Below are 24,263 nucleotides of genomic sequence, written 5' to 3'. Positions count from 1 at the left end.
CCTCGCGCCGCCAGGCACGCTGGTTCAGTATTGGCCTAACCAGGCCCGACAAATGAGGGAAAACGCATGACAACCCGGGTTATCGACAAAGTCATGGACGCCGCGGATCAGTTGCGCGATCACGCGGTCGAGGCCGAGAAGATCGGCAAACTGACCGAGCAGACAGTGAAGATCATGAAGTCGGCGGGCAACATCCGCCTGCTGCAGCCCAAGGAGCACGGCGGGCTCGAGGTGCACCCGCGCGAGTTCGCCGAAACGGTGATGGCGACCGCGGCACTGGACCCGGCTGCCGGCTGGATCAACGGTGTCGTGGGCGTGCACCCGTACCAGTTGGCCTATGCCGATCCGCGGGTGGCCGCCGAGATCTGGGCCGACGATGTCGACACCTGGGTGGCATCCCCCTACGCACCGCAGGGTGTGGCGGTGCCCGTCGACGGCGGCTACATCTTCAACGGCCGCTGGCAGTTCAGCTCCGGCACCGACCACTGCGACTGGATCTTCCTCGGTGCTCTGCTGGGCAATGCCGAGGGCAGACCCGTCATGCCACCGCAGATGCTGCACATGATCCTGCCCCGCAAGGACTACGAGATCGTCGAGGACTCGTGGGATGTCGTCGGGTTGCGCGGCACCGGGTCCAAGGACGTGATCGTGCGCAATGCCTTCGTCCCCGAATACCGGACCATGGACGCGTTCAAGGTGATGGACGGCACCGCCCAGCGGGAAGCCGGCATGACCGACACCCTGTACCTGATGCCCTGGTCGACGATGTTCCCCCTCGGCATCTCCTCGGCCACCATCGGGATCTGCGAGGGCGCACTGGCCGCCCACCTCGACTACCAGCGTGAGCGGGTCAGCGCCGCCGGGACGGCCATCAAGGACGACCCGTACGTGATGTACGCGATCGGTGAGGCCGCCGCCGACATCAACGCCGCCCGCCAGGAGATCCTGGCCAACGTCGACCGCATCTACGACATGGTCGACTCCGGCAAGGAGGTCTCGTTCGCCGACCGGGCCGCCGGCCGTCGAACCCAGGTTCGTGCGGTGTGGCGCGCGGTGATGGCCGTCGACCAGATCTTCTCCCGCTCCGGCGGCAACGGCATGCGCATGGACAAGCCCCTGCAGCGGTACTGGCGTGACGCCCATACCGGTATGGCACACGCCATCCACGTGCCGGGCACCGTCTTCCATGCGTCAGCTCTCAGCTCCTTCGGCGTCGAACCCGAGGGTCCGCTGCGGGCGATGATCTGACGGGCGCCGCAGATGAGTTTGTTCTCCAGCCTCGGCTACGTCACGATCCAGACCGCCGACATCGAGCGGTGGCGCCAGTTCGCCTTCAGGTTGCTCGGTTTCGCCGAAGGTAAGGGACCCGATCCGGAATCGCTGTACCTGCGGATGGACGAGCGGGCCGCCCGGATCATCGTCACACCCGGCGACAGCGACCGAATTGTGGCCGCGGGCTGGGAAGTTCGCGACCGGATCGGGCTCGAGCAGGTCAGGCAGACCCTTGACGCGGCGGGTGTGCCCTACAAACAACTCTCGCAGTCCGAGGCCGACGACCGCCGGGTGGAGGAGGTCATCACCTTCGACGACCCGGCAGGCAACACCCTGGAGGTGTTCCACGGCGCGGTGCTTGACCACAGCCCGGTCGTGACACCCTTCGGCGCCCGGTTCGTCACCGGTGACCAGGGTCTCGGCCATGTCGTCCTGCCCGCGGTGGATGCCCCCGCCCTGTTCGAGTTCTACACCGAGACATTGGGTTTCCTGTCCCGCGGCGCATTCCGGGTGCCGCTACCCAAGGAGTTCGGGCCGATCCGGATCCGCTTCCTGGGAGTCAACGAGCGTCATCACAGCCTGGCGATCGCCCCGGCAACGACGTTGCGTGACCCCGGCCTGATCCACATGATGGTGGAGGTGGACACCCTCGACGCGGTCGGTGCGGCGCTCGACAGGGTCAACAAGGAGGGCTTCCAGCTGTCCTCAACACTGGGCAGACACACCAACGACAAGATGGTGTCGTTCTACGTCCGCGCTCCCGGCGACTGGGACATCGAGTTCGGCACCGGCGGGCTGCGTATCGACGAAAGTCGTTACACCGCAGAGGAGATCACCGCTGACAGCTACTGGGGCCACCAGTGGGTGAGCGACCTGCCCGCTGCCATGCGGCCCTGAACTGACATGTCCGATTTCGATGAAATAGTCGACGTCATCGTCGCCGGATCCGGTGGCGGCATCACCGGTGCCTATACCGCTGCCAGAGAAGGACTTTCGGTCGTTCTCGTGGAGGCGACCGACAAGTTCGGCGGTACGACGGCCTACTCGGGCGGCGGTGGGATGTGGTTCCCGTGTAACCCGGTGCTCCGACGCGCGGGAAGCGACGACACGATCGAGCGGGCGCTGAACTACTTCCATTCCGTTGTAGGCGACCGCACTCCACGCGACCTGCAGGACGCCTACGTGCGTGGCGGTGGCGCACTCATCGAATACCTGGAAGCCGACGAGAACTTCGTCTTCACCGTGCTGCCCTGGCCGGACTACTTCGGCAAGGCCCCCGACGCGCGCACCGACGGGCTGCGCCACATCGTCGCCGTGCCGATACGCGACGACAAGCTCGGACCGTACGCGGGTTCGGTCGGCGGCCCGTTGGATACCGAACGGCTCGGGGTCCCGGCGCCGGGCAAGCTGTTCGGCGGCCGCGCCCTCATCGGCCGATTCCTGGCCGCCCTCAGCGGTTTCCAGAATGCCGCGCTGCACCGCAACGCCGAACTGGTGGACCTGATCACCGACGACGGCCGGGTGGTCGGCGCAGTGGTGCGCCGCGATGGCGGGCAGGTCCGGATCGGCGCGCGCCGCGGCGTGCTGCTCGCCGCAGGCGGGTTCGAGCACAACCCCGAGCTGCGCCAGACCTACGGGGTGCCCGGTGACCCGATGGACTCGATGGGCTGCCCGGGTAACACGGGCGCGGCCCTGCAGGCGGCGATTCGCGCCGGCGCGAGCCTCGATCTGATGGACCAGGCGTGGTGGTCACCCGGTCTGACTCATCCCGACGGCCGGTCGGCGTTCGCGCTGTGGTTCACCGGCGGGATCTTCGTCAACGACGCCGGGCAACGCTTCGTCAACGAATCGGCCGCCTATGACCGGATCGGCCGCGCGATCATCGGCGAAATGCACGCCGGCAGGCTCAGCATGCCGCTGTGGATGATCTACGACGACCGCGAGGGTGAGGTTCCCCCGGTCAAGGCCACCAACGTCTCGATGGTCGAGACGGAACGCTACAAGGACGCCGGATTGTGGCGCACCGCAGCGACTCTGGCTGAGCTGGCAGAGCTGATCGGAGTGCCGGCCGAGGCGCTCGAGCAGACCGTCGCACGCTTCAACGAGATGGTCGCCCGCGGCGCCGACACCGACTTCGGACGCGGTGACGAGGCCTACGACCGGGCGTTCTCGGAAGGACGCTCACCACTGGTGCCTATCGTCGAGCCACCGTTCCACGCAGCGGCCTTCGGGCTGTCCGACCTTGGCACCAAGGGTGGTGTGCGGACCGATGCCCACGCGCGGGTGCTCGACCACGATGGCGTGCCGATCGCCGGGCTGTATGCCGCGGGCAACACGATGGCCGCGGTCAGCGGCACCACCTATCCCGGCGGCGGCAACCCGATCGGAGCGTCGATGTTGTTCAGCCACCTGGCCGCGCTGGACATGGCCGGCGTGGCGGTCAGCTCTGCTTGACCAGCTTGAACGGCATGCTGATGTAGAGGACGCCCCCGCGCCCGCAGGCACCGGGGGCACCGGTCGTGCCGTCCTCCCCCGCCCAGATCCCCGAGCTGGCATCGGAGGTCGTACCGTCCGCCGAGATCCCGTGGAACCGGTAGACCTGCTGTCCGGGCGCGGTGGAGCCGTCGTAGCAGGGCATCCAGTCCGGGATGATCCGCTTGACGTACCACTCGCCGCCGGTCTGATAGATCGGCGCCGTCCAGCCCCAGTCGCTGGTGACCGTTCCGGTGCACTCGGTGGGATAGCTGCACTGCGATGAGATGGTCCAGATACTGCGGACGCTCTTCTCGTCGTGGAACACGTCGTTGTTCGTCGCCCACTCACCGTTGGACGTCGCGACGAACGTCCCGTTGAGCGCCCACCGGTCGGAGGCATCGGCCGTCGCCGGGTTCAGCACACTGCCCACCGCCGCTGCGGTAAGCACCGCTGCGGCGACCAGCGTCGGTGACGTACGCATGCACCCGTCTCCTCTCATGTAGTGGGCAACAGGTCTTTCCACGACCGATCAGCGCCCGGCTTGACCAGGTCCGACTGCCGGAAGACGCTGCCGTCCGGGGTGGCGTACTGGCCGGTGGCCGGATCGTAGGTCGCAATGGCGACCGACGGACCGGATGCGCCGCCGGTGTACGCACTCGGCGCCACGGCACCGCCGGTGTCGATCGGCGCGGGATTGGGAATCGCGGGCGGCGCCCCGGGTGCCGGAGCCTGTGCCGCGGCGGGGGCCACCGGCGCCTGCGCGGGCGGCGGTGGTGCCGCCGGATCGGGCCCTGGCGGACGCGGGGTGCCCTGCAGCGGACCGTAGATGTTGTCGTTCAACGTCGTCCGGTCATCCGGCGGAATGCCTTGTGACACCAGGTTCGGGTCGAACGGGTAGGGCCCGGTCGCGTGCTGACGCATCGCCAGCGGCTCGAATGGTTTGTCGCTGTCACACAGTTCGGCAGTCGGTGCCCGCTTACCCGGCTCAGCCTGGCACGGATAGTTACGCGCGCCGCGGACGGCAATTGGCGAGTCCTGCGGCAGCTTGCAATACAGCCCGTCCGGTGTGTCGATATCGGACAGGTCCGCGGGGGAACGCCACGACGACGGCGGCAGGAAGCCGACGGTGCACGCCGGCGGGTCGCTGATGCCGACGGTGAAGTCGCCCTTGGCCATTCCGGTCGGGTTGTTCAACGGCCCGATGGACTGCAGCGACGCGATGTAGGGCGGCAGCAGCACCAGCAGCTGCTCGAGGGAGGCGTGGTAGGTCACCGCGACCTGCCCCACCGTGGTGAGGTTGGCCAGCAACACCGGCAGGGTGGGCTTGACCTGATTCAGCAGCGCTGAGGCCTCATTGGCTGCACCCGGGCCGTTCTGCAGGATGGCACGCCACTGCGGATCATCGGTCACCAACTGTCCGCTGATCCCGGCCAGGCTGCGTGCCCAGGTCCGAATCGAATCCGTGGACGCCAGCTGGCCGTCGAGCAGCGGGCGGCTGTCCTCGATCAGAGTGCGGGCCTGGTCCCCGGAACCGTTGAAGTCAGCGGCCAGCCGGGAGGCCGAGTCGGCCAGCGTGCTCAGATTGTCCGCGGTGCCGTTGAGAGCTTTGAACGACTCCTGCAGAAGATCCGGAATCCGGTCCTTGGGAATGCTCTTGAGCAAGGCACTGACCTGATCGAGCATCGGCCCGACCGCCTGCGGGACGGTGGTGTTCTTGGCCGGGATCACCGCGCCGTTCTCCAGGTATGGCCCGGAGTCGGTGCGCGGCACCAGGTCGACATACTGCTCACCGACTGCCGACACGCTGAGCACTCTGGCCTGCAGATCGGCGGGCACCTTCGGGGAGGTGTCCAGCGACAGGGTGGCCTCGGCGCCGGTCTTGGTAGGCCGCACTTCGGTGACCTTGCCGAGCTGAACACCGCGGTAGGTGACATTCGAGAACTGATAGAGCCCACCGGTCGTGGGCAGTTCGAGCTTGACCGTCATCCGGCCGATGCCCAGCAGTGTCGGGGCCTGCATATAGGTCATCACCATGACCGCGATCCCCACGATCGAGGCGATCGTGAAAATGATCAGCTGGTTGCGAACGAAGCGCGTCAGCATGGTTAGTTGCCCCCTCCGTCCTGCGGCGCCGCATCCGGTGCCGGTCCGGGCAGCGGGCCGGTTCCCGTGCCGTGTGCCGCAGGCGTGTCGACGTTCAGCGCCGACTGCGACACCGGTGCCGGGTTGACCAATGGCGGGATGTCGGCGACCTGAGCAGGTGTCGGCGTCAGCGGCGCCTGCAGGGGGTCGTAGGTGTAGGTCGCGTACCACGGGTCACCGGGGGCGGGAACCAGTTTGGCGTTCTCGTCGCCCCAGCTCGTCCCCAGGAACAGGCCGCGCTTGAGCCGGGGCACCGTGAAGTCGAAGATGATGAACTGGTTCATGTAGTCGCCGCGGATGGCCCGGTCGACGAAACTCTGGGTGTAGGGGAACGTGGGGAAATAGGCCAGCGCGGTGTCGAGCTTGGGTCCCACATCCGCGAGAGCCTTCAACGTCGGCTCCAGGTTCTGCAGGTTGCGGACCAGATCTGCGCCGGCGTCGTTGACCAAACCCGTAGCCAGGTTCGAGAAGTCGCGGAACTTCTCCAGCGCGGTGGTGATCCGGGGCCGCTCGTTGATCAGCACGTCCAGGGCGGGCGGAATCCGGTTCAGCGCGCTGGTGAGAACCTCACGCTGACCCGCGAACGTACCGGCCAGTTTGTTCAGCGACGTCACCGCGGCATTGATGCTGTCTCGCTGTTCGGAGAGCAGTCCGACGAAGTCGTTGAGCTGGGTCAGCAGATCCCGGATCTTGTCCTCGCGGCCGCCCAGTGCGGCGCTGAATTCCCGGACGATGTCCCCGATCTGGCCCAAGCCGCCGCCGTTGACAACGACTGACAGCGCCGACAACGTCTGCTCGGTCGACGGGTATGTCGAGGACTGGTTCAGACCGAGGGTGGCACCGGGCTGCAGTACCCCACTCGGTGCCTCGCCCAGCGGCGGATTGAGGGCAAGGTGCATCGAGCCGAGCAGGCTGGTCTGCCCCACCGTCGCCACCGCGTTCGCCGGGATCACGATGCCCGGCTTGACCGATACCTCGACATCGGCGTGCCAGTCGGACACCGTCATCTTCCCGACGCTGCCCACCACCACATCGCCGACCAGGACGGGCGAATTCGACTCGAGCTGACCGACATTGGCGATCTCAACGTGATATGTCTTCGAGCCTTCACCGTGGCCGACCGTTCCGGGCAGCGGCAGTGAATTGAGACCGCCGAACGCACAGCCGCTGGTGCTGACAGCGATACACGACGCGATCACAGCCACCCGGCGCACCGAGTCACGACGGGTCATGATGGCGGTGTCCCTTCGACGGGTTGCGCTGCCGGGGGCGCTGATTCGGCCGGAAGCAGCATGCCCTCCACACTCGACGGCGGCGGCGCGGCAGGTCCGGTGGCCGCGGCCGGAACCCCCGGCGGAATCGGAGCACCCGGGAACAGCGCAGGCGACGGGTCGGCGGGCAGCCCATTGGGGGCATAGGCCCCGTGGAAGTTGGGGTCCGCGGGGGGAACGCCCCAGCCGGCCGGGCCGGGCACGTCACCGTTGTAGCCGGTGTAGGCCGACACCGTCGGCGGAATCTCCGCAGGCGGGGCATAGCGCGAACCGCCCGGCGCGATCGCTGGATCCGTGTAGATCAGGTTCTCCGGGCTCGGCGACTTGCCCAGGTAGCTGTTGAACGGGATCGGCAGGTAGTTGAAGTTCAGCAGCCGGAGCGCCGGGCCCAGGTACTGAGCGCACAGCTTCGAGGTCTCGGCCGCCGTCGCGTTCTTCACCGCCGCGATCGCCGTGCAGACCACACTGACCGGGTTGGAGAAGTTCGCCAACGCGAAACCGCCCAGCGCGCTCTGGGTATCGGGGTCGTAGATGTTGTAGGCATTGCCGATGGCGTTCGGCGCCACGTGCAGCAGGTTCTTCAGCACGATCTGGTTGTCGGAGAGGTTCTGCGTCACGCTGGACAACCGCTGGATCTGCTCGGCGGTCTGGTTGCGGCTGCCTGCGATGAAGCGTTGGACGTCCACCACGGCGCTGGACAGGTTGGTCAGCGCCGCGTCGAGATCAGACCTGCTTCCGTCGACGACGCTGGTGAGACTGGCCAACCGGTCCTGGAACGCGACGATCTGGACATTGCTGTCCCGCAATGCGGTCACGAACGTCTGCAGGTTCTTGATGGTGTCGACGATGTTGCCGCTGCCGTCGGCGAGCACCCGGCTCACACCGGACAACTCGGCGATGGTGTCGTGCAGCTTCTGGCCGTTGCCATCCAGCGCGTTGGCCGCACTGTCGATGAAGCGGCTGACCGCCGTGGTCGACTGGGCGTCCTTCGGGCCCAAATCGGCTGCCAGGCGGGTCAATTGAGTCTTGACCTCGTCCCACTCGACAGGCACGGCGGTGCGGTCGAGGCCGATCACCGCGCCGTCGGCCAACTTCGGGCCGCTATCGGTGTAGGGCGGTGTGAGCTGGACGTAGCGAGCGCCGACCAGGTTTTGCGAGACGATGACGGCCTCGGCGTTGGCCGGGATCGGCACGTCGCGGTCGACGACCAGCGTCATCTTGGCCTTGGTGCCCTGAGCTTCGATCGACTTGATGTTGCCGACCTTCACACCGGCCACCCGAACCTCGTCACCGGGGTAGATCGCAGTGGCACTGGTGAAGTACGCCGTGATGGTGGTCGGCTTGAAGAACGCCTGCCGAACCAGCAGGCCGACGCCGCCGGCCACCAGCAGGGCGAGGATCACGGCGGCGACGGCGGTGAGCCGCTTGCGGGTCATGGCTGCCCCCATCGCTCATTGGGCTGCGGTATGCCGTTGTACGGGAACGGAATCTCGGCGCGCGGCCCGGCGTTGTCCGGCGGCTGGCCGGCGTCGATACCGCGGCGGAACCCGAGCGCGTAGTCGAAGAACGGCTGCAATGTCTGCGCCGGTATCAGGTTGGCCACGAACGCGTTGTAGAGGAACCCACTGTTGACCGCCTCGGCCTGGGTGATCTGGTACTTGGCCAAACCCTTCATGGCGGCGGTGATGTTGTCGTTGTTCTTCTCCAACATCGCGGTCACCGAGTTCAACTTCTCCAAGGCGGGCGCCAACGCCTTCTCGTTGTCGGCGACGATGCCGGTGAGTTGCTTCGACAGGGCCGAGGTGTTGGCCAGCAGGTTCACGATCGCGTAGCGACGTTCCTGCAGGACGCCGACGAGGTCGTTGGCGTTGAGCAACAGCGTGTTCACCTGTTGGCTGCGCTGCCCGAGTATGCCGGTGACGTTGGCCGCACTCTTGAGCAGGTTGGCCAGGGAATCGTCACGCTCGTTGATCATTCGCGACAACCTGCTCAACCCGTCGAACGTCGGCCCGATCTGGGGCGACACCCGGTCGAGGGTGTCCGAAAGCGTGTTCAGCGACTGGTTGAGCGCCGCGGTGTCGGTGTCGGCGGTGTTCGCGGTGAACTCCGACAGCGAGTCGGACAGCGAGTACGGCGCCCCGGTACGCGATACCGGGATCACCTCAGAGGACTTCAGGACCCCCTTGCCGTCGGACTCCAGCGTCAGGATCCGCTGGCCGAGCAGAGTGCCGGTGCGGATGTGGGCGGTGGTGTCCGCACCCAGCCGGACGCTGCCCTTGACCACGAAGGTCACCAGCGCCTTGCCGTGGTCGAGTGACACGTCGGAGACGGTGCCCACCTTGACACCGGAGACCTTGACGGCATTGCCGGACTGCAGGCCGCCGGCCTCGGTGAACAGGGCTTGATGTTTGACCGACGTCGCCCACGTCACGATGCGCTCGGGCGCCAGGCCGACGGTGATGACGAGCACGATCAGCATCAGGCCGATGAAACCCGATCTGATGAGAGAGGAACCGCGGTATTTGAGCATCAGGGCTCCCCACACCTTCCACTGTGTTGGATGATCCAGGGGAAGTACGCGGTCCGGCCCTGCAGGTCACTGACCCGGAACGACAGCCCGCACAGGTACTGGTTGAGGAAGCTGCCATAGGCGCCGAGCCGCACCAGTTTGCGGTAGTTCTTGGGCGCCTTCTGGATTGAGATGTCCAGCAGCTCCTTGTCCTGGTCGAGCAGCGGCGCGAGCCGGCCGAGCTGGCCGATGGTCCCGGCCAGCGGTGCGCGCGACTGCCCGAGCAGGTCGGTCAGCGACGCGGTGCCGTTGTCCAGTGCGGTGACCGCCTCGCCGATCGGGTCCTTGTCGGCGGCAAGGCCTGTAACCAGCTTCTCGAGCTTGTCGACGGCACCGGAGAACTTGTCGCCGTCCTTGGAGATCGTGGTGATCACCGTGTTGAGGTTGTCGATCAGCTGCTGCACCGTCTGACCGTTGTCGGCCAGTGCCGTGGAGAACGACGACGTCTTGGAGAACAGCGACTCGATATTGCCTTCCTGGCCTTGTAGGACCTGGATCAGCGAGTTCGTCAACGCGTTGACGTCCTGCGGATTGAGGCCACGGACAACGGGTTTGAGCCCACCGAGCAGCAGATCCAGATCCAGCGCGGGCTCGGTGCGGTCGAGCGGAATCCGTGAGCCGGCGGGCTGGATCTTGCCCGAGCCGGGGCTGTCGACCAGTTCCAGATACCGGTCACCGACCAGGTTCAGGTACCGCACCACAGCCTTGGTACCTGCCGTCAGGACGATCTTCTGGTCGGCGTCGAAATCGACGATGACCTTGTTGTCCGGCTGCAGGGCAACGTCTTTGACGGTGCCGACGCGCACACCTGCCACGCGCACCGAATCACCGGATTTCAGGCTGGACGCATCGGCGAACTCCGCCGAGTAGCTGTTGTCCGATCCCGAACGGTACTGGCCGAAGATCGCGAAGAGAGCTCCGGTCAGCAGCAGCATCACCACCCCGAAGATGCCGACCTTGACGACGGTCTTCCACAGCGCGGTCATCCGGGCTGTCCAATCTGTGCGGTGTTGCGGGGCGGTCCGTCGATCGGTCCGAACAGGGCTTGCTTGAGACCGTCGGAGTTCAGCAGGATGCCCTGGTTGCCGTACTGCGCCTGGTTGGTTCCGATGTCGGCGACCACGAACGGCGCACTCTTCTCGTACGGAACCTTGGGCAGGTCCGTGCACTGAGGCCCGCCCTTGGCGGCGACCTTCGGCAGGTCCTGCGGATAGCGGTAGCGCTCACGGCCGAGGAAGAACGACTGCAGCAGGGTCACGCCGGGCAGTGGCGTGCCGGGGCCGGTGGCCAGCGGGACCAGACCGGCGATTCCGCAGTTGAGTGCCGCGTTGTACTGGTTGAGCAGGTCAGTGGTGGGGACCAGCAGGTGCAGCACGTTGGTGAGCGGCTGGCGGTTCGTCGACAGCACCTCGGTACCGACGTCGGCCAGGCCGATGGCGCTGACCAGCAGGGCGTCGAGGTTGTCGTTCTGGTCGACGACGGTGTCGCTGATCTTGCTGGCGTTCTCGACCGTCGAGACGAGATCTGAGGATGCCGCGGCGTAGGCGTCGAACACCGGTGGCGCGATTGCGATCTCGTGGTTCAGGGTGTCCAGGCTGGGGTTCAGCTTGGCCAGCGCGGAGTCGAGGTCGACCAGGGACTGACCGAACTTCTGCCCGCGGCCGTTGAAGCCCTTGGCGAGCGCGCCGAGGGTCTGGTTGAGCTTGGCCGGCTCGATCGCGGAGAGCACCGAGACCAGTTGCTGGAACACTGTGTTGACCTCGACGGTGACGTGGTTGCCCTGGATCACCTGGTCGGACCGAAGGGTCTGCGCCGAGGGGTCAGCCGGGGCGACCAGTTCGACGAACTTCGAGCCGAACACCGTCGAGGAGGTGATGTCGGCGCCGACATTGGCCGGGATGACGTCGACCATTTTGGGGTCGATCGCGAGGTGCAGTGCGGCCCGCCCGTCGGGAAGTGAATCGATGGAGGCGACCTTGCCGACCTGGGCGCCGTTGATCTTGACCTTGGCCTCGGGATTCATCACCAGGCCGGCGCGGTCCGAAATCACAGTCACCGGAACAGTTTTGGTGAAACTGTCGTTAAAGAGCCCGACAGCGACAGCGACGATCGCGGCGAGTGCGATCACCGTCGCCAGGCCTGCCAGCGGGCGCGTGATACCTGATCTCATCGGGTTCCTCGCCTATCCGGACAGGTTGAAGTTGCCGTTGGAGCCGTAGATAGCCAGCGAGACCAGCAGCGTCACCGAGACGACGACGATCAGTGAGGTCCGCACCGCGTCACCGACGGCGACGCCCACCCCGGAGGGTCCGCCGGTGGCGAAGTAGCCGAAATAGGTGTGGATCAACAAGATCGTGATCGCCATCAACACCGCCTGCAGAAACGACCACAACAAGTCGATCGGATTGAGGAACGTATTGAAGTAGTGGTCATAGAGCCCGCCGGACTGACCGAACAACACCACCGTGGTGAACTGCGAAGCCACAAAGCTCAGGATCACCGCGATCGAGTACAGCGGGGTGATCGCGATCATCCCGGCCACGATGCGGGTGGAGACCAGATATTCCACCGGCCGGATACCCATCGACTCCAGCGCGTCGATCTCCTCGTTGATCCGCATCGCACCCAACTGCGCGGTCACACCGGCACCGAAGGTCGCCGCCAACCCGATCCCGGCCACCACCGGCGCCGAGATCCGCACATTGATGAACGCCGCCAAAAACCCTGTCAGCGCCTCGATCCCGATATTGCCCAGCGAGGAATACCCCTGCACCGCCAGCGTCCCACCGGCGGCCAACGTCAAGAACCCGACGATCACCACGGTGCCGCCGATCATCGCCAACGTCCCGGCACCCATCGAGATCTCGGCGATCAACCGAATGATCTCCTTACGGAAATGTATTGCCGCATGGGGTGTTCCGCCGATGGCACGGGCGTAGAACAGTGTGTGATCGCCGATGCGGGCGAAGAAGTTGACCGGCCTGTCGATCTGCTTGGCCAGTTTGGGATACGCACCCCGCAGTGCCATCACTGCACCCGCTTCATCGGCTGGTCATCCGGATACCGATGGCCGTGACGACCACGTTGACCACGAACAACGCCATGAACGCGTACACCACCGTCTCATTGACCGCATTACCCACCGCCTTGGCACCCCCACCAGAGATCGTCAACCCCCGATAACAAGCCACCAACCCCGCGATCAACCCGAACAACGCCGCCTTGACACACGAGATGATCACCTCCGGCACCCCGGTCAACAACGTGATCCCCGCCGCGAACGCCCCCGGATTCACATCCTGAACGAACACCGAAAACACATAGCCACCCAAGATCCCGATGATCACCACCAACGAATTGAGCAACAACGCCACCAACCCCGAGGCCAACATCCGCGGCGTAACCAGACGCTGCACCGGGTTGATCCCCAGCACCTCCATCGCGTCGATCTCCTCACGAATCGTGCGCGACCCCAGATCCGCACACATCGCCGTCGCCCCCGCACCGGCCACGATCAACACCGTCACCAACGGACCCACCTGCGTCACCGCACCAAAGGCCGCACCCGCCCCCGACAGATCCGCCGCCCCCAACTCCCGCAACAAAATATTGAGCGTGAAACTCACCAACACCGTGAACGGAATCGCCACCAACAACGTCGGCGCCAACGACACCCGCGCCACAAACCACGCCTGCTCCAAAAACTCCCGCCACTGAAACGGCTTACGGAAAATAAACCGCACCGCATCAGCCGACATCGCAAACAACCCACCAATAGCCTGCATCGGCCCCGACACACCACTACGAATAGCGATCCCCGGAGACCACCGATCTGGCCGAAACCCGAACCCGCACCGGCAGCAGCCCCCGCTCCCGCAGCCGCACCAGCCCCTGCCGCCGCCGAAAGCGACGCCGGCGACGGCAGCCCCTACGTCACACCGCTGGTGCGAAAGCTGGCCGCCGAGAACGGGATCGATCTCGCGACGGTCAAGGGCACCGGCGTCGGCGGGCGCATCCGCAAGCAGGATGTGCTGGCCGCCGCGGAGGCCAAGAAGGCTCCCCCGGCGCCCGCGCCCGCAGCTGCACCGGCCGCCGCGCCGGCGGCGGCCGCGGCTGCGGCTGCCCCTGCGGCCGCCTCGCCGCTGGCCCACCTGCGCGGTACGACGCAGAAGGCCAACCGCATCCGGCAGCTCACCGCGAAGAAGACCCGCGAGTCGCTGCAGACCACCGCGCAGCTGACCCAGACCCACGAGGTCGACATGACCAAGATCGTGGCGCTGCGGGCCAAGGCCAAGAACAAGTTCGCCGAGCGCGAAGGCGTGAACCTCACCTACCTGCCGTTCATCGCACGCGCGGTGATCGACGCCCTGAAGGCGCATCCGAACATCAACGCCAGCTACAACGAGGACACCAAGGAGATCACCTACTACGACGCCGAGAACCTCGGCTTCGCCGTCGACACCGATCAGGGCCTGCTCTCCCCGGTGGTCCACAACGCGGGTGATCTGTCGCTGGCCGGGCTGGCCCGGGCGATCAACGACATCGCTTCACGGGCCCGCTCCGGCGACCTCAAGCCGGACGAACTGTCCGGCGGCACGTTCACCATCACCAACATCGGCAGCCAGGGCGCGCTGTTCGACACCCCGATCCTGGTGCCGCCGCAGGCGGCGATGCTGGGGACGGGCGCGATCGTCAAGCGTCCACGGGTCATCATCGACGAATCCGGCAACGAGTCGATCGGCGTGCGGTCGATCTGCTACCTGCCTCTGACCTACGACCACCGGCTCATCGACGGCGCCGACGCCGGCCGATTCCTCACCACGGTGAAGCGGCGGCTCGAAGAAGGAGCGTTCGAGGCCGACTTGGGGCTCTGAGGCAATGGGCGACTCGGTCTTCGGGCGGGGTGGCGGGAAGGTCCTCGCCATCGCCGGCTCGTCGGGGCTGATCGGCTCGGCACTGGTGTCGGCGCTGCGCGCCGCAGACAACCGGGTGATCCGCATCGTGCGCCGCGCCCCGGCCAACGGTGACGAACTGCACTGGAATCCCGAGAGCGGCGAGTTCGACCCGGCCGGGCTGGAGGGCGTCGACGCCGTGGTGAACGTGTGCGGGGTCGGCGTCGGCGACAAACGCTGGTCGGGTTCGTTCAAGCAGACGCTGCGCGACAGCCGTATCGACCCGACCGATGTGATCTCGGCCGCGGTGGTCGACGCCGAAGTGCCCGTGCTCGTCAACGCCAGCGCCGTGGGTTTCTACGGCGACACCCGCGGCCGGGTTGTCGACGAAACCGCCCCTGCCGGAGCGGGTTTCCTGGCTCAGCTCTGCGTTGACTGGGAGGCGGCGACGCTGCCCGCCGAGGACGCCGGAGTGCGGGTGGTGCTGGCCCGGACCGGTCTGGTGCTGTCGCCCGGTGGCGGCGGGGTGCTGGGGCGGCTGCGCCCACTGTTCGCGCTCGGATTGGGCGGGCGGCTCGGCGGCGGCCGGCAGTACATGCCGTGGATCAGCCTGGAGGACGAGGTTCGCGCGCTGTTGTTCGCGATCAACTCCGAGGACCTGTCCGGGCCGGTGAACTTCACCGGGCCCGCGCCGGTGACCAATTCGGAGTTCACCGCTGCGCTGGGTCGGGCACTCAACCGCCCGACACCGTGGCTGGTGCCCGGAATCGCGCTGCGCACCCTTCTCGGCGAGTTCGCCGAGGAAGGTCTGCTCGGCGGCCAGCGCGCCATCCCGGCCGCGCTCGAACGGGCCGGCTTCGTGTTCCACCACAACACCATCGGCGAGGCGCTGGCCTACGCCACCTCCTCGGCGCAGGGCTAGTAGCGTCGATAAGGTGCGCCAGTCCATCCGGTCCAGCTCCACGCCCGTCGAGGTGCGACAGCTCGGCGCGGTGGACTATCGCAGCGCGTGGGCACTGCAGCGCGAGCTCGCCGACGCCCGGGTGGCCGGCGGTCCGGACACCCTGCTGCTGCTCGAGCATCCGGCGGTCTACACCGCGGGAAAACGCACCGAGGATCACGAACGTCCTGCTGACGGCACCCCCGTCGTCGACACCGACCGCGGCGGCAAGATCACCTGGCACGGGCCGGGCCAGCTCGTCGGCTACCCCGTGATCGGCATGGCTGAACCACTGGACGTGGTGAATTATGTTCGGCGCCTTGAGGAATCGCTGATCGCGGTGTGTGCCGACTTCGGACTGCAGACTGTCCGCGTCGAGGGCCGATCCGGGGTGTGGCTGCCCGCCGGCGACGGCCGCCGGGAGCGCAAGGTCGCGGCCATCGGTATCCGGGTCGCGCGCGGCACCACCTTGCACGGCTTCGCACTGAACTGTGACTGCGACCTGTCGGCCTACACCGCGATCGTGCCGTGCGGGATCGCCGATGCGGGGGTGACGTCGCTGAGCGCCGAGTTGGGCAGGCGCGTCGGGATCGACGACGTCCGTGAGCGGGTGGCGCAGGCGGTGTGTGACGCACTCGACGGCCGCCTACCAGTGTCGACTCACGTAGCATCGACACGGTGAGCGTCACTCCGGAGTCCAATGTCGCCGGCCCGGCGGCTCCGGAAGGCCGCAAGCTGCTGCGTCTGGAGGTCCGCAACGCCGAGACCCCGATCGAACGCAAGCCGCCGTGGATCAAGACCCGGGCCAAGATGGGCCCTGAGTACACCCAACTGAAGGGCCTGGTGCGCCGCGAAGGTCTGCACACCGTCTGCGAAGAGGCCGGCTGCCCCAACATCTACGAATGCTGGGAGGACCGCGAGGCCACGTTCCTCATCGGCGGCGAGCAGTGCACCCGGCGCTGTGACTTCTGCCAGATCGACACCGGAAAGCCCGCCGAACTCGACCGCGACGAGCCGCGCCGGGTCGCCGAGAGCGTGGCCGCGATGGGCCTGAAGTACGCGACGGTCACCGGTGTGGCCCGAGACGATCTGCCCGATGGCGGGGCGTGGCTGTACGCCGAGACGGTGCGCGCCATCAAGGCGCTCAACCCCTCAACCGGTGTCGAGCTGCTGGCGCCGGACTTCAACGGCGTGCCCGCGCTGCTGCGTGAGGTCTTCGAGTCTCGTCCAGAAGTGTTCGCGCACAACGTCGAAACCGTGCCGCGCATCTTCAAGCGGATCCGGCCGGCGTTCCGTTACCAGCGCAGCCTCGACGTGCTGACCGCTGCCCGCGAGTTCGGTCTGGTGACCAAGAGCAATCTCATCCTCGGGATGGGCGAGACCATCGACGAGGTGCACGTCGCGCTGGCCGACCTACACGGCGCCGGGTGCGACATCGTCACCATCACCCAGTACCTGCGCCCGTCGCTGCGCCACCACCCGGTCGAGCGCTGGGTTCATCCCGACGAGTTCGTCGCACTCGCCGCCTACGCCGAGGGGCTGGGTTTCGCCGGTGTGCTGGCCGGGCCACTAGTGCGTTCGTCGTACCGCGCGGGCCGGCTCTACAAGCAGGCCGCCAGCACGCACCGGCTGGACACGGCGACCCCGGCTCCGCGCTGATTCGACTTCCGTATCCTGCTAGCTATGGCGAAATCCCGCACCACCGCCGAGACCAAGGCCGCCAAGGCCGAGGCCAAGGCCGCCCGCAAGGCAGCGTCCAAGCAGCGCCGCACTCAGCTGTGGCAGGCCTTCCAGATGCAGCGCAAAGAGGACAAGCGGCTGCTGCCGTACATGATCGGCGCGTTTGTCCTGATCGTGGCCGCGTCGGTGGCCGTCGGCATCTACGCCGGCGGGTTCACGATGTATCTGATGATCCTGCTCGGCGTAGTGCTCGGCGCCCTCGTCGCGTTCATCATCTTCGGCCGCCGTGCGCAGAAGTCGGTGTACAGCAAGGCTGAGGGCCAGGCTGGCGCCGCGGCGTGGGCATTGGACAACCTGCGCGGCAAGTGGCGGGTCACACCGGGCGTCGCGGCGACCGGGCATTTCGACGCGGTGCACCGGGTGATCGGGCGGCCCGGGGTGATCTTCGTCGCCGAGGGCGCGCCGTCGAGGGTCAAGCCGCTGCTGGCACAGGAGAAGAAGCGCACTGCTCGCCTGGTCGGGGATGTGCCGATCTACGACGTCATCGTCGGTAACGGCGAGGGCGAGGTACCTCTGTCGAAGCTGGAACGGCACCTGACCAAGCTGCCGGCGAACATCACCGTCAAGCAGATGGATGCCCTGGAGTCCAAGCTGGTCGCCCTGGGCTCGCGGATCGGCCCTGCCGCGATGCCGAAGGGCCCGCTGCCGGGTCAGGCCAAGATGAAGGGCGTGCAGCGCACCGTGCGCCGCCGCTGACCGGCTTGGGGGGCCGCTTTGTGTACTGCATGTGAGTGGGCGCCGCACTTCAGCGCCCTCGGAACCGGGGTTGTGACGAGGCGGCCAGCGCCGCGAGCGGCGGCTGTGACGGCCGTCTCGACAGCAGCCGCCTGCGCGAAGCCGCCCGCGGCGGTGGACCGCACGACCGCCGACTTCGTGTTCCGCAACGGCCGGATCTACACCGTGTCCCCCGCCCAGCCGTGGGCGCAGGCGGTGGCCGTCACGGGCAACACGATCACCTATGTCGGGCACGACGCTGGCGCGAGAGCGCTCGAAGGACCCGACACCCACGTCATAAACCTCAAGGGCAACCTGCTGCTGCCGGGTTTTGTTGAGGGACACATCCACCCGTTCCTCGGCTCGTTCCTGACCAGCGGAGTCGACCTGCAGGTGCCTACCGGCGCGGACGCGCTGGCCGCGATCGCCGCGTACGCGAAGGAACACACCGACGGCCCGGTGCGCGGATTCGGTTGGCGCGTAGACATGTTCGGGCCCAACGGGCCCAATCGCGGCGAGCTGGACCGGGTGTTGCCCGACCGGCCCGGGTTCTTCTTCGCGATCGACGGGCACAGCATGTGGGCCAACAGCAAGGCATTGGAGAAGGCCGGCGTCAGCCGGGACACCCCTGATCCGATTCCCGGTTTCAGCTACTACGTCCGCGACGAGCACGGCGAGCCCACCGGCTATGTCCTCGAGGTCGACGCCGTGTTGAGCCTGGTGAACGCGGTCGACCCGATATCGCCGCACTCGATGCAGACGCTGCTGGAGAGGAGGCTGCCGAACGCGTCGGCCGCGGGGATCACCTCGGTGTTCGACGCCGGTGTGCCCCCGATCGGCGAGGACCAGGGTGCGCTGATCGGGCTGTACACCGACTTGGAGCGACGCGGGGCGCTGCCATTCCGGGTGGTCGCCTCCTACAGCGTGAAGTCCCCGCCGGTCGACGACGCTGTGGCGAGGCTGACCGACATCCGCAACCGGACCTCGACCGAGCTGGTCGACATCGGCGTGGTGAAGGTCATCGGTGACGGCACGCAGGGCGGGTACACGGCGTGGCTCATCGAGCCGTACGCGGACAAGCCCGATTCGATCGGTGGGTCGCCGTTCACCGACGAGCAGTGGCGCCAACTGGTCCGCGAAGTCGACGCGGCCGGGTTCGACGTGCACGTCCATGCCTGCGGTGAACACACGGCGCGCACGGCTCTGGATTCCATCGAGGCCGCGATCGCAGCCAACCCGGCCCGCGACCGCCGGCACACCATCGCCCATCTGGTGTACGTCGAGGATCCCGACAGCCGGCGGTTCGGCAAACTCGGTGTGATCGGCCAGTTTTCGGCTAACTGGATGTCCGCCGACCCCGACACGGTGTTGAATATGGCCGCACGCTACGGGCGGCCTCGTCAGGACTTGTTCTATCGCGCACAGGACATCCTGCGCTCGGGCGGTCGCATTTCGCTGGGAACCGATTGGCCTGCCGCAGGGTACTTCTCCACCTACAAGCCGCTGGATTCCATCCAGATCGGGGTTACCCGTCAGCTGATCGGCCAGCCGGACGCCGCTGTGCTGGCGCCGGCCGATCAGCGACTCAGCGTCGCCGAGGCGGTACACGCCAACACCTTGGGCGCCGCCTACCAGATCCGGCTGGACGACAAAGTCGGCTCGGTCGAGGTGGGCAAACTGGCTGATCTGATCGTGCTGGATACCGATATCTTCGAGGTCGACCCACACGACATTCACCGTGCGACCGTGACGATGACGATGATGAACGGGCAGGTCCGCCACCGAATCTAGAGCGGTGGTGGCGTTGGGCTGCGTAACCAAGGATCGGCGCCCGGGCGAGGCGAGAGACTCTTCAGCGCCGGACGACGGCTGTTGCGGTCAGACGATCGTGCAGGCCGCGTCCGTCGGAGTCGGTGAACAGCGGCGGGATCACCAGCGCGATCAGCAGACCCCGGACGATGGCCCGTCCGGTTCCCACGTGCAGGCGATTGTCGACCGGCACCATTGTCAACCCCAGTGCGTACTGGCCTGGGGTGAACCCGAACAGCCGCACCGAAATCACCCCGAGCACAAACCAGATCACCAGCACCGCGGTAGACAGCGTCGCCGTGCTCACCCAGCCGGCCGCGATCGCCAGCCCGGCGAGCCCGTAGCTGATGAACCAGTCGATGAGCAGTGCGCCGAATCGCCTGCCCATCTTTGCCAGCGACCGCGAACCCGTCTCGGGTAGTCCCAGCGCCTGGCCCGGGTATCCGGTCCGCCCACCGGGCTCGACCGATTCGGGTCCGGACAGCCACGAACCGATTTCACGCGCCATGGCCCCAGGATAGGTGGCCCTGACGTGAGGCCGCGGACCGCCGATGCGTAACGTCGGCGCAACACGAGCTTGACTGGCGTGCAACATCAGCTGCTTAGCGTCACCTCCGGGTTAAGAATGTGTGCCTGGACATGCATCGGCTGCAAAGCAAAGAAGGAGTTCACAAGTGGCAGAAAAGAACGCTGACGACATCTTCAAGCAGATCAAGGACGAGAAGGTCGAATACGTCGACATCCGATTCTGTGACCTGCCCGGTGTGGTCCAGCACTTCTCGATCCCCGCCGCCGCGTTCGACGAGAGCGTCTTCGAGGACGGTCTGGCGTTCGACGGCTCTTCAGTGCGCGGCTTCCAGTCGATTCACGAGTCGGACATGCTGCTGCTGCCCGACCCGGGAACAGCGCGCATCGACCCGTTCCGGGCTGCGAAAACACTCAACGTCAGCTTCTTCGTACATGACCCCTTCACCCGCGAGGCCTACTCCCGCGACCCGCGAAACGTGGCACGCAAGGCGGAGAACTACCTGGTCAGTACAGGTATCGCTGACACCGCCTACTTCGGCGCCGAGGCCGAGTTCTACATTTTCGACTCGGTGAGCTTCGATTCCAAGATCAACGGCACCTTCTACGAGGTGGATTCGGAGTCGGGCTGGTGGAACACCGGCGAGCCGTTCGAGGCCGACGGCAGCGCAAACCGCGGCTACAAGGTACGGACGAAGGGTGGCTACTTTCCGGTTGCCCCGTACGATCACTATGTCGATCTGCGCGACGACATCACCACGAATCTGCAGAACGCCGGATTCACCATCGAGCGCGGCCACCATGAGGTGGGTACCGCCGGCCAGGCGGAGATCAACTACAAGTTCAACACGCTGCTGGCCGCGGCCGATGACGTGCTGTTGTTCAAGTACATCGTCAAGAACACCGCCTGGGCCGCCGGCAAGACGGTGACCTTCATGCCCAAGCCGCTGTTCGGTGACAACGGGTCCGGTATGCATGTGCACCAGTCGCTGTGGAAGGACGGCAAGCCGCTGTTCCACGACGAGTCGGGCTACGCCGGGCTGTCGGATCTGGCACGCCACTACATCGGCGGCATCCTGCACCACGCCCCATCACTGCTGGCGTTTACCAACCCCACGGTGAACTCCTACAAGCGTCTGGTGCCTGGCTACGAGGCTCCGATCAACCTGGTGTACAGCCAGCGCAACCGCTCGGCCGCCGTCCGCATCCCGATCACCGGTAACAACCCGAAGGCCAAGCGCCTGGAGTTCCGCGCACCGGACAGTTCGGGTAACCCGTACCTGGCGTTCGCGGCGATGCTGCTGGCCGGCATCGACGGCATCAAGAAGAAGATCGAGCCTCAGGCCCCGGTCGACAAGGACCTCTACGAGCTGCCGCCGGACGAGGCCGCCAACATCCCGCAGGCGCCCACCTCGCTGTCGGCGGTGATCGACCGGCTGGAGCAGGATCACGACTACCTGACCGAAGGCGGCGTGTTCACCGAGGACCTCATCGAGACCTGGATCTCCTACAAGCGTGAGAACGAGATCCTGCCGATCCAGATCCGGCCGCACCCGTACGAGTTCGCGCTCTACTACGACGTGTAAGGACGTGTAAGTCGGCTAACGCGCCGACCTGCCCAGCTGCCTGACCGAGTCCATCTGCTCGGCGATCACTAACCCGGTCGTCGAGCAGGTGGACTCGTTGGTATCTGGCCATGAGCCCGCTGGTGGAGTGCTGGCGAACTTTGGGACTGAGCGGCGTGCGGATGACTGTGAGTTGCCGAAACACTCTGCCGAGCGGCCGCGTTGCCCACGTCAGGGCCGAGGGCACACGCCCTGGTGAGCTTGTCTGCTGAGGGATGTGTCGTACGGGTGGGTGATTCCTCGCAAACGGCGTTAAGTCGCTTCGGTGGGTGCGTTGTTGTGTTTGCATTGTCCACGAATGCGCGGTGTCGGGGCCGCGTCGTGTGGCAGGGGTGTCGAGTGGACGCAGCGAACAGCCTCATTGATGGGAATCACCGGCGCCAGGGCTACGCCCGGTATGTGGGCCGCGTGGGTGGTTTGGCGATTGCGTTGGGGGTGGGGGTCGGGATTGCGGCCCTGCCGGCGCTGGCGTGGGCGGATAGCGGGTCGGGTAGCTCGGACTCGTCGTCGGCTGCGGGGCCGGCACGCAGTGCAGGGCATACGGCCCGCACCACGACCGCGGGCAGCAGTGCGCGGGCCGGTGTGACGCCGGGAGCCAGTAAGGCCCCGGCGGGCACGGCGTCCACGGTGGCGGGCGCAGCGTCGTCGGTATCCTCGGTCGCCACGACCGACACGGTCGCGGCGGTGAGTTCGGTGCGCGCGGTCGCGGTGGGCCAGTCCGGGCGCTCCTCGTCGGTGCCGGGGCCGGTGGCTCCGGCCGCAGCGGTGTATCTGTCCTCGACGCTGGTCGCTACCCGCCGCCAGAGCACGGCGCGTACCGCGACGGTCACTCCGACCGCCCTGGCCTCGAGTGCGGCGCTGACGAGTAACCCGGTCACTGATTTCATCGCGATCTTCATCGGCAACGGCACCGCCACCCACCCTGATGCCGGGTTGTTGATCGGCAACGGCTTCTCCTACGACGCCACCTCCTGCACCGGTGGGGTGGCCTGCAACGGCGGCAACGCCGGGCTGTTGGGTAACGGCGGCAACGGCTACAACGGCGGCGCCGGCGGTGACGGCGGACTGTTCGGTAACGGCGGTAACGGCGGGACCGGGCTGGCCGGCCAGGCCGGCGGCACCGGTGGCCGTGGCGGGGTGTTCTCCGGATCCGGGGGTCGCGGCGGTAACGGCGGGGCGGCGGTGACCGCGGGCCAGGCCGGCGGCACTGGCGGTAACGGGGGGTCCACCGGGCAGTTCTCCCTCTACGGCGTCCGTCTCTTAGAAACATCTGACGCTGCCGACGAAGAGGAGAGGTGAGATTCTCGTGATCGCCGTATGATTAAAAAAAAAAACACAATCCATCCTTATACTAAAGAAACAGGGAAGGTGCTGCTCTCGTTGCCACCGGCGCCACCGTTGCCCGCACTGGCGGTGGTGGCGGAGGGGCCGGCTCGACCACCGGCAGTGCGGGCAACGGTGGCGCCGGCGGCAACGCGAACAGCACCGTCCCTGCAAATTCGGGTGCTGGCGGCGACGGCGGCATGGGCGGCGCGGGCACCGGCGGCGGTGGTGGCGGCGGTGCCAGCGCCGGCGCTGACCCTGGTAATGGTGCTGCAGGTGACAGCGGTTCCGCCGGCGGCACCGGCGGACTCGGAGCCGGTGGTTCTACCAACACGCAGGGCGGCCAGGGGGGCGCTGTCGGTGTCGGCGGCAGCGGCGGCAGCGGCACCCAGGCGGGTCTGCCGGGGGCGAACTCGGCCTCCTAACAGGCAGACACTGTCAACCGACCGATCCCGGGCACACCGGCCGGATCCACAGTCCCGCCCCTTGGGCGGCCTGACCTGCGCTCCGATCACAACGAGCGACACGGACCGGACCGCAGTCCGAATAGTAGGCTTTCAGCCATGTCTCAGAAACTGGACGCTCGCCTGAACACCTACCACTCCCCCGTGCTCGGCGTGTTCCGCATCGTCGTCGGCTTCCTGTTCGCCATCCACGGCACGGTCAAACTGTTCGCCTGGCCCATCTCCCAGGGCGGGGCCGTGCCCGTCGGCACCTGGCCCTACTGGTACGCCGGCGTGATCGAACTCGTCGTCGGCATTCTGGTCATCCTGGGACTGGGTGTGATCACCCGAATCGCGGCGATCATCGGCTCCGGACAGATGGCCTACGCGTACTTCACCGAGCACCAGCCGAAAGCGTTGTGGCCCATCGACAATGGTGGCGAACTGGCGATCCTCTACTGCTTCTCGTTCCTGCTCATCGGGTTCGCCGGTGTCGGCGCCTTCGCCGTGCGGAAAGCCTAGT

Annotated in this window: 23 protein-coding genes and 1 pseudogene; 13 read left to right on the top strand and 11 right to left on the bottom strand. The window is 66.7% G+C overall.

Annotated features, from left to right (window positions below):
* Positions 1-66: 66 nt before the first annotated feature.
* Genes HBE64_RS09355 through HBE64_RS09345 form a run of 3 tightly spaced genes read left to right on the top strand, consistent with a single transcriptional unit; the run spans position 67 to position 3,726 of the window.
* The gene (locus tag HBE64_RS09355; protein WP_167100738.1) at positions 67-1,248 is read left to right on the top strand and encodes an acyl-CoA dehydrogenase family protein; all 1,182 of its coding nucleotides are present in this window, start codon (positions 67-69) and stop codon (positions 1,246-1,248) included.
* 12 nt (positions 1,249-1,260) lie between these two features.
* The gene (gene bphC, locus HBE64_RS09350; protein ID WP_167100735.1) at positions 1,261-2,169 is read left to right on the top strand and encodes a biphenyl-2,3-diol 1,2-dioxygenase; all 909 of its coding nucleotides are present in this window, start codon (positions 1,261-1,263) and stop codon (positions 2,167-2,169) included.
* 6 nt (positions 2,170-2,175) lie between these two features.
* Positions 2,176-3,726: an FAD-binding protein gene (locus HBE64_RS09345; RefSeq protein ID WP_167100732.1), complete on the top strand. Its 1,551-nt coding sequence runs from the start codon at positions 2,176-2,178 to the stop codon at positions 3,724-3,726.
* Here HBE64_RS09345 and HBE64_RS09340 read toward each other — a convergent pair.
* Genes HBE64_RS09340 through HBE64_RS09300 form a run of 9 tightly spaced genes read right to left on the bottom strand, consistent with a single transcriptional unit; the run spans position 3,713 to position 13,514 of the window.
* Complete coding sequence (locus tag HBE64_RS09340; RefSeq protein WP_167100729.1) at positions 3,713-4,228, bottom strand: hypothetical protein; 516 nt, start codon at positions 4,226-4,228, stop codon at positions 3,713-3,715. The genes HBE64_RS09345 and HBE64_RS09340 overlap by 14 nt on opposite strands.
* 14 nt (positions 4,229-4,242) lie before the next feature.
* Positions 4,243-5,850 (bottom strand): MCE family protein, encoded by a 1,608-nt coding sequence (locus tag HBE64_RS09335; RefSeq protein WP_167100726.1) that lies wholly within the window; start codon positions 5,848-5,850, stop codon positions 4,243-4,245.
* A gap of 2 nt (positions 5,851-5,852) precedes the next feature.
* Positions 5,853-7,121, bottom strand: coding sequence for an MCE family protein (locus tag HBE64_RS09330; protein ID WP_167100723.1), 1,269 nt, complete (start codon positions 7,119-7,121; stop codon positions 5,853-5,855).
* Positions 7,118-8,596: an MCE family protein gene (locus tag HBE64_RS09325; protein WP_243841554.1), complete on the bottom strand. Its 1,479-nt coding sequence runs from the start codon at positions 8,594-8,596 to the stop codon at positions 7,118-7,120. Before HBE64_RS09325 ends, HBE64_RS09330 begins: the two co-directional genes overlap by 4 nt.
* Positions 8,593-9,690: an MCE family protein gene (locus HBE64_RS09320; RefSeq protein WP_167100716.1), complete on the bottom strand. Its 1,098-nt coding sequence runs from the start codon at positions 9,688-9,690 to the stop codon at positions 8,593-8,595. Before HBE64_RS09320 ends, HBE64_RS09325 begins: the two co-directional genes overlap by 4 nt.
* A complete protein-coding gene (locus tag HBE64_RS09315; RefSeq protein WP_167100713.1) occupies positions 9,690-10,715 on the bottom strand; it encodes an MCE family protein in 1,026 nt (341 codons plus the stop codon). The genes HBE64_RS09320 and HBE64_RS09315 overlap by 1 nt, the downstream gene beginning before the upstream one ends.
* A complete protein-coding gene (locus HBE64_RS09310; protein ID WP_167100710.1) occupies positions 10,712-11,899 on the bottom strand; it encodes an MCE family protein in 1,188 nt (395 codons plus the stop codon). Before HBE64_RS09310 ends, HBE64_RS09315 begins: the two co-directional genes overlap by 4 nt.
* Before the next feature lie 12 nt (positions 11,900-11,911).
* Positions 11,912-12,757, bottom strand: a complete 846-nt coding sequence (locus HBE64_RS09305) for an ABC transporter permease (RefSeq protein WP_167100707.1) — start codon at positions 12,755-12,757, stop codon at positions 11,912-11,914.
* A 13-nt stretch (positions 12,758-12,770) separates the two neighbouring features.
* The gene (locus tag HBE64_RS09300; protein WP_371744179.1) at positions 12,771-13,514 is read right to left on the bottom strand and encodes an MlaE family ABC transporter permease; all 744 of its coding nucleotides are present in this window, start codon (positions 13,512-13,514) and stop codon (positions 12,771-12,773) included.
* Between the two features lie 51 nt (positions 13,515-13,565).
* Here HBE64_RS09300 and sucB point away from each other — a divergent pair.
* The 6 genes and pseudogenes from sucB to HBE64_RS09270 form a co-directional block, all read left to right on the top strand.
* Positions 13,566-14,603, top strand: a pseudogene (gene sucB / locus HBE64_RS09295) (2-oxoglutarate dehydrogenase, E2 component, dihydrolipoamide succinyltransferase); the annotation flags it as partial.
* A 4-nt stretch (positions 14,604-14,607) separates the two neighbouring features.
* Positions 14,608-15,543 (top strand): TIGR01777 family oxidoreductase, encoded by a 936-nt coding sequence (locus tag HBE64_RS09290; protein ID WP_167100705.1) that lies wholly within the window; start codon positions 14,608-14,610, stop codon positions 15,541-15,543.
* 13 nt (positions 15,544-15,556) lie between these two features.
* Positions 15,557-16,243, top strand: coding sequence for a lipoyl(octanoyl) transferase LipB (gene lipB / locus HBE64_RS09285; RefSeq protein ID WP_167100702.1), 687 nt, complete (start codon positions 15,557-15,559; stop codon positions 16,241-16,243).
* Positions 16,240-17,220, top strand: a complete 981-nt coding sequence (lipA, locus tag HBE64_RS09280) for a lipoyl synthase (RefSeq protein ID WP_167100699.1) — start codon at positions 16,240-16,242, stop codon at positions 17,218-17,220. The genes lipB and lipA overlap by 4 nt, the downstream gene beginning before the upstream one ends.
* A gap of 24 nt (positions 17,221-17,244) precedes the next feature.
* Positions 17,245-17,997: a DUF4191 domain-containing protein gene (locus HBE64_RS09275; protein WP_167100696.1), complete on the top strand. Its 753-nt coding sequence runs from the start codon at positions 17,245-17,247 to the stop codon at positions 17,995-17,997.
* Positions 17,998-18,015: 18 nt separating this feature from the next.
* The gene (locus HBE64_RS09270) at positions 18,016-19,806 is read left to right on the top strand and encodes an amidohydrolase (RefSeq protein ID WP_167100693.1); all 1,791 of its coding nucleotides are present in this window, start codon (positions 18,016-18,018) and stop codon (positions 19,804-19,806) included.
* Between the two features lie 61 nt (positions 19,807-19,867).
* On the opposite strand, the gene HBE64_RS09265 is transcribed toward HBE64_RS09270, so the two are convergent.
* Positions 19,868-20,332, bottom strand: a complete 465-nt coding sequence (locus tag HBE64_RS09265) for an RDD family protein (RefSeq protein WP_167100690.1) — start codon at positions 20,330-20,332, stop codon at positions 19,868-19,870.
* Between the two features lie 166 nt (positions 20,333-20,498).
* On the opposite strand from HBE64_RS09265, the gene glnA reads away from it, so the two are divergent.
* Positions 20,499-21,935: a type I glutamate--ammonia ligase gene (glnA, locus tag HBE64_RS09260; protein ID WP_167100687.1), complete on the top strand. Its 1,437-nt coding sequence runs from the start codon at positions 20,499-20,501 to the stop codon at positions 21,933-21,935.
* A gap of 425 nt (positions 21,936-22,360) precedes the next feature.
* Here the strand turns inward: glnA and HBE64_RS09255 are convergent, their stop codons facing one another.
* The gene (locus tag HBE64_RS09255; protein WP_167100684.1) at positions 22,361-22,639 is read right to left on the bottom strand and encodes a hypothetical protein; all 279 of its coding nucleotides are present in this window, start codon (positions 22,637-22,639) and stop codon (positions 22,361-22,363) included.
* A 19-nt stretch (positions 22,640-22,658) separates the two neighbouring features.
* On the opposite strand from HBE64_RS09255, the gene HBE64_RS24910 reads away from it, so the two are divergent.
* From HBE64_RS24910 to HBE64_RS09240, 3 genes are all read left to right on the top strand, one after another.
* Positions 22,659-23,273, top strand: a complete 615-nt coding sequence (locus HBE64_RS24910) for a hypothetical protein (protein ID WP_167100681.1) — start codon at positions 22,659-22,661, stop codon at positions 23,271-23,273.
* Positions 23,274-23,497: 224 nt separating this feature from the next.
* On the top strand, positions 23,498-23,722 hold the full coding sequence (locus HBE64_RS24845; protein WP_167100678.1) for a hypothetical protein: 225 nt from the start codon (positions 23,498-23,500) through the stop codon (positions 23,720-23,722).
* A 138-nt stretch (positions 23,723-23,860) separates the two neighbouring features.
* Positions 23,861-24,262, top strand: a complete 402-nt coding sequence (locus HBE64_RS09240) for a DoxX family protein (protein ID WP_167100675.1) — start codon at positions 23,861-23,863, stop codon at positions 24,260-24,262.
* The last annotated feature ends 1 nt before the right edge of the window (position 24,263 follow it).

Source organism: Mycobacterium sp. DL592 (assembly GCF_011694515.1).
Lineage (GTDB): Bacteria > Actinomycetota > Actinomycetes > Mycobacteriales > Mycobacteriaceae > Mycobacterium.
Note: the sequence above shows the minus strand (reverse complement) of the source record. Positions and strands in the feature narration are given on the sequence as shown.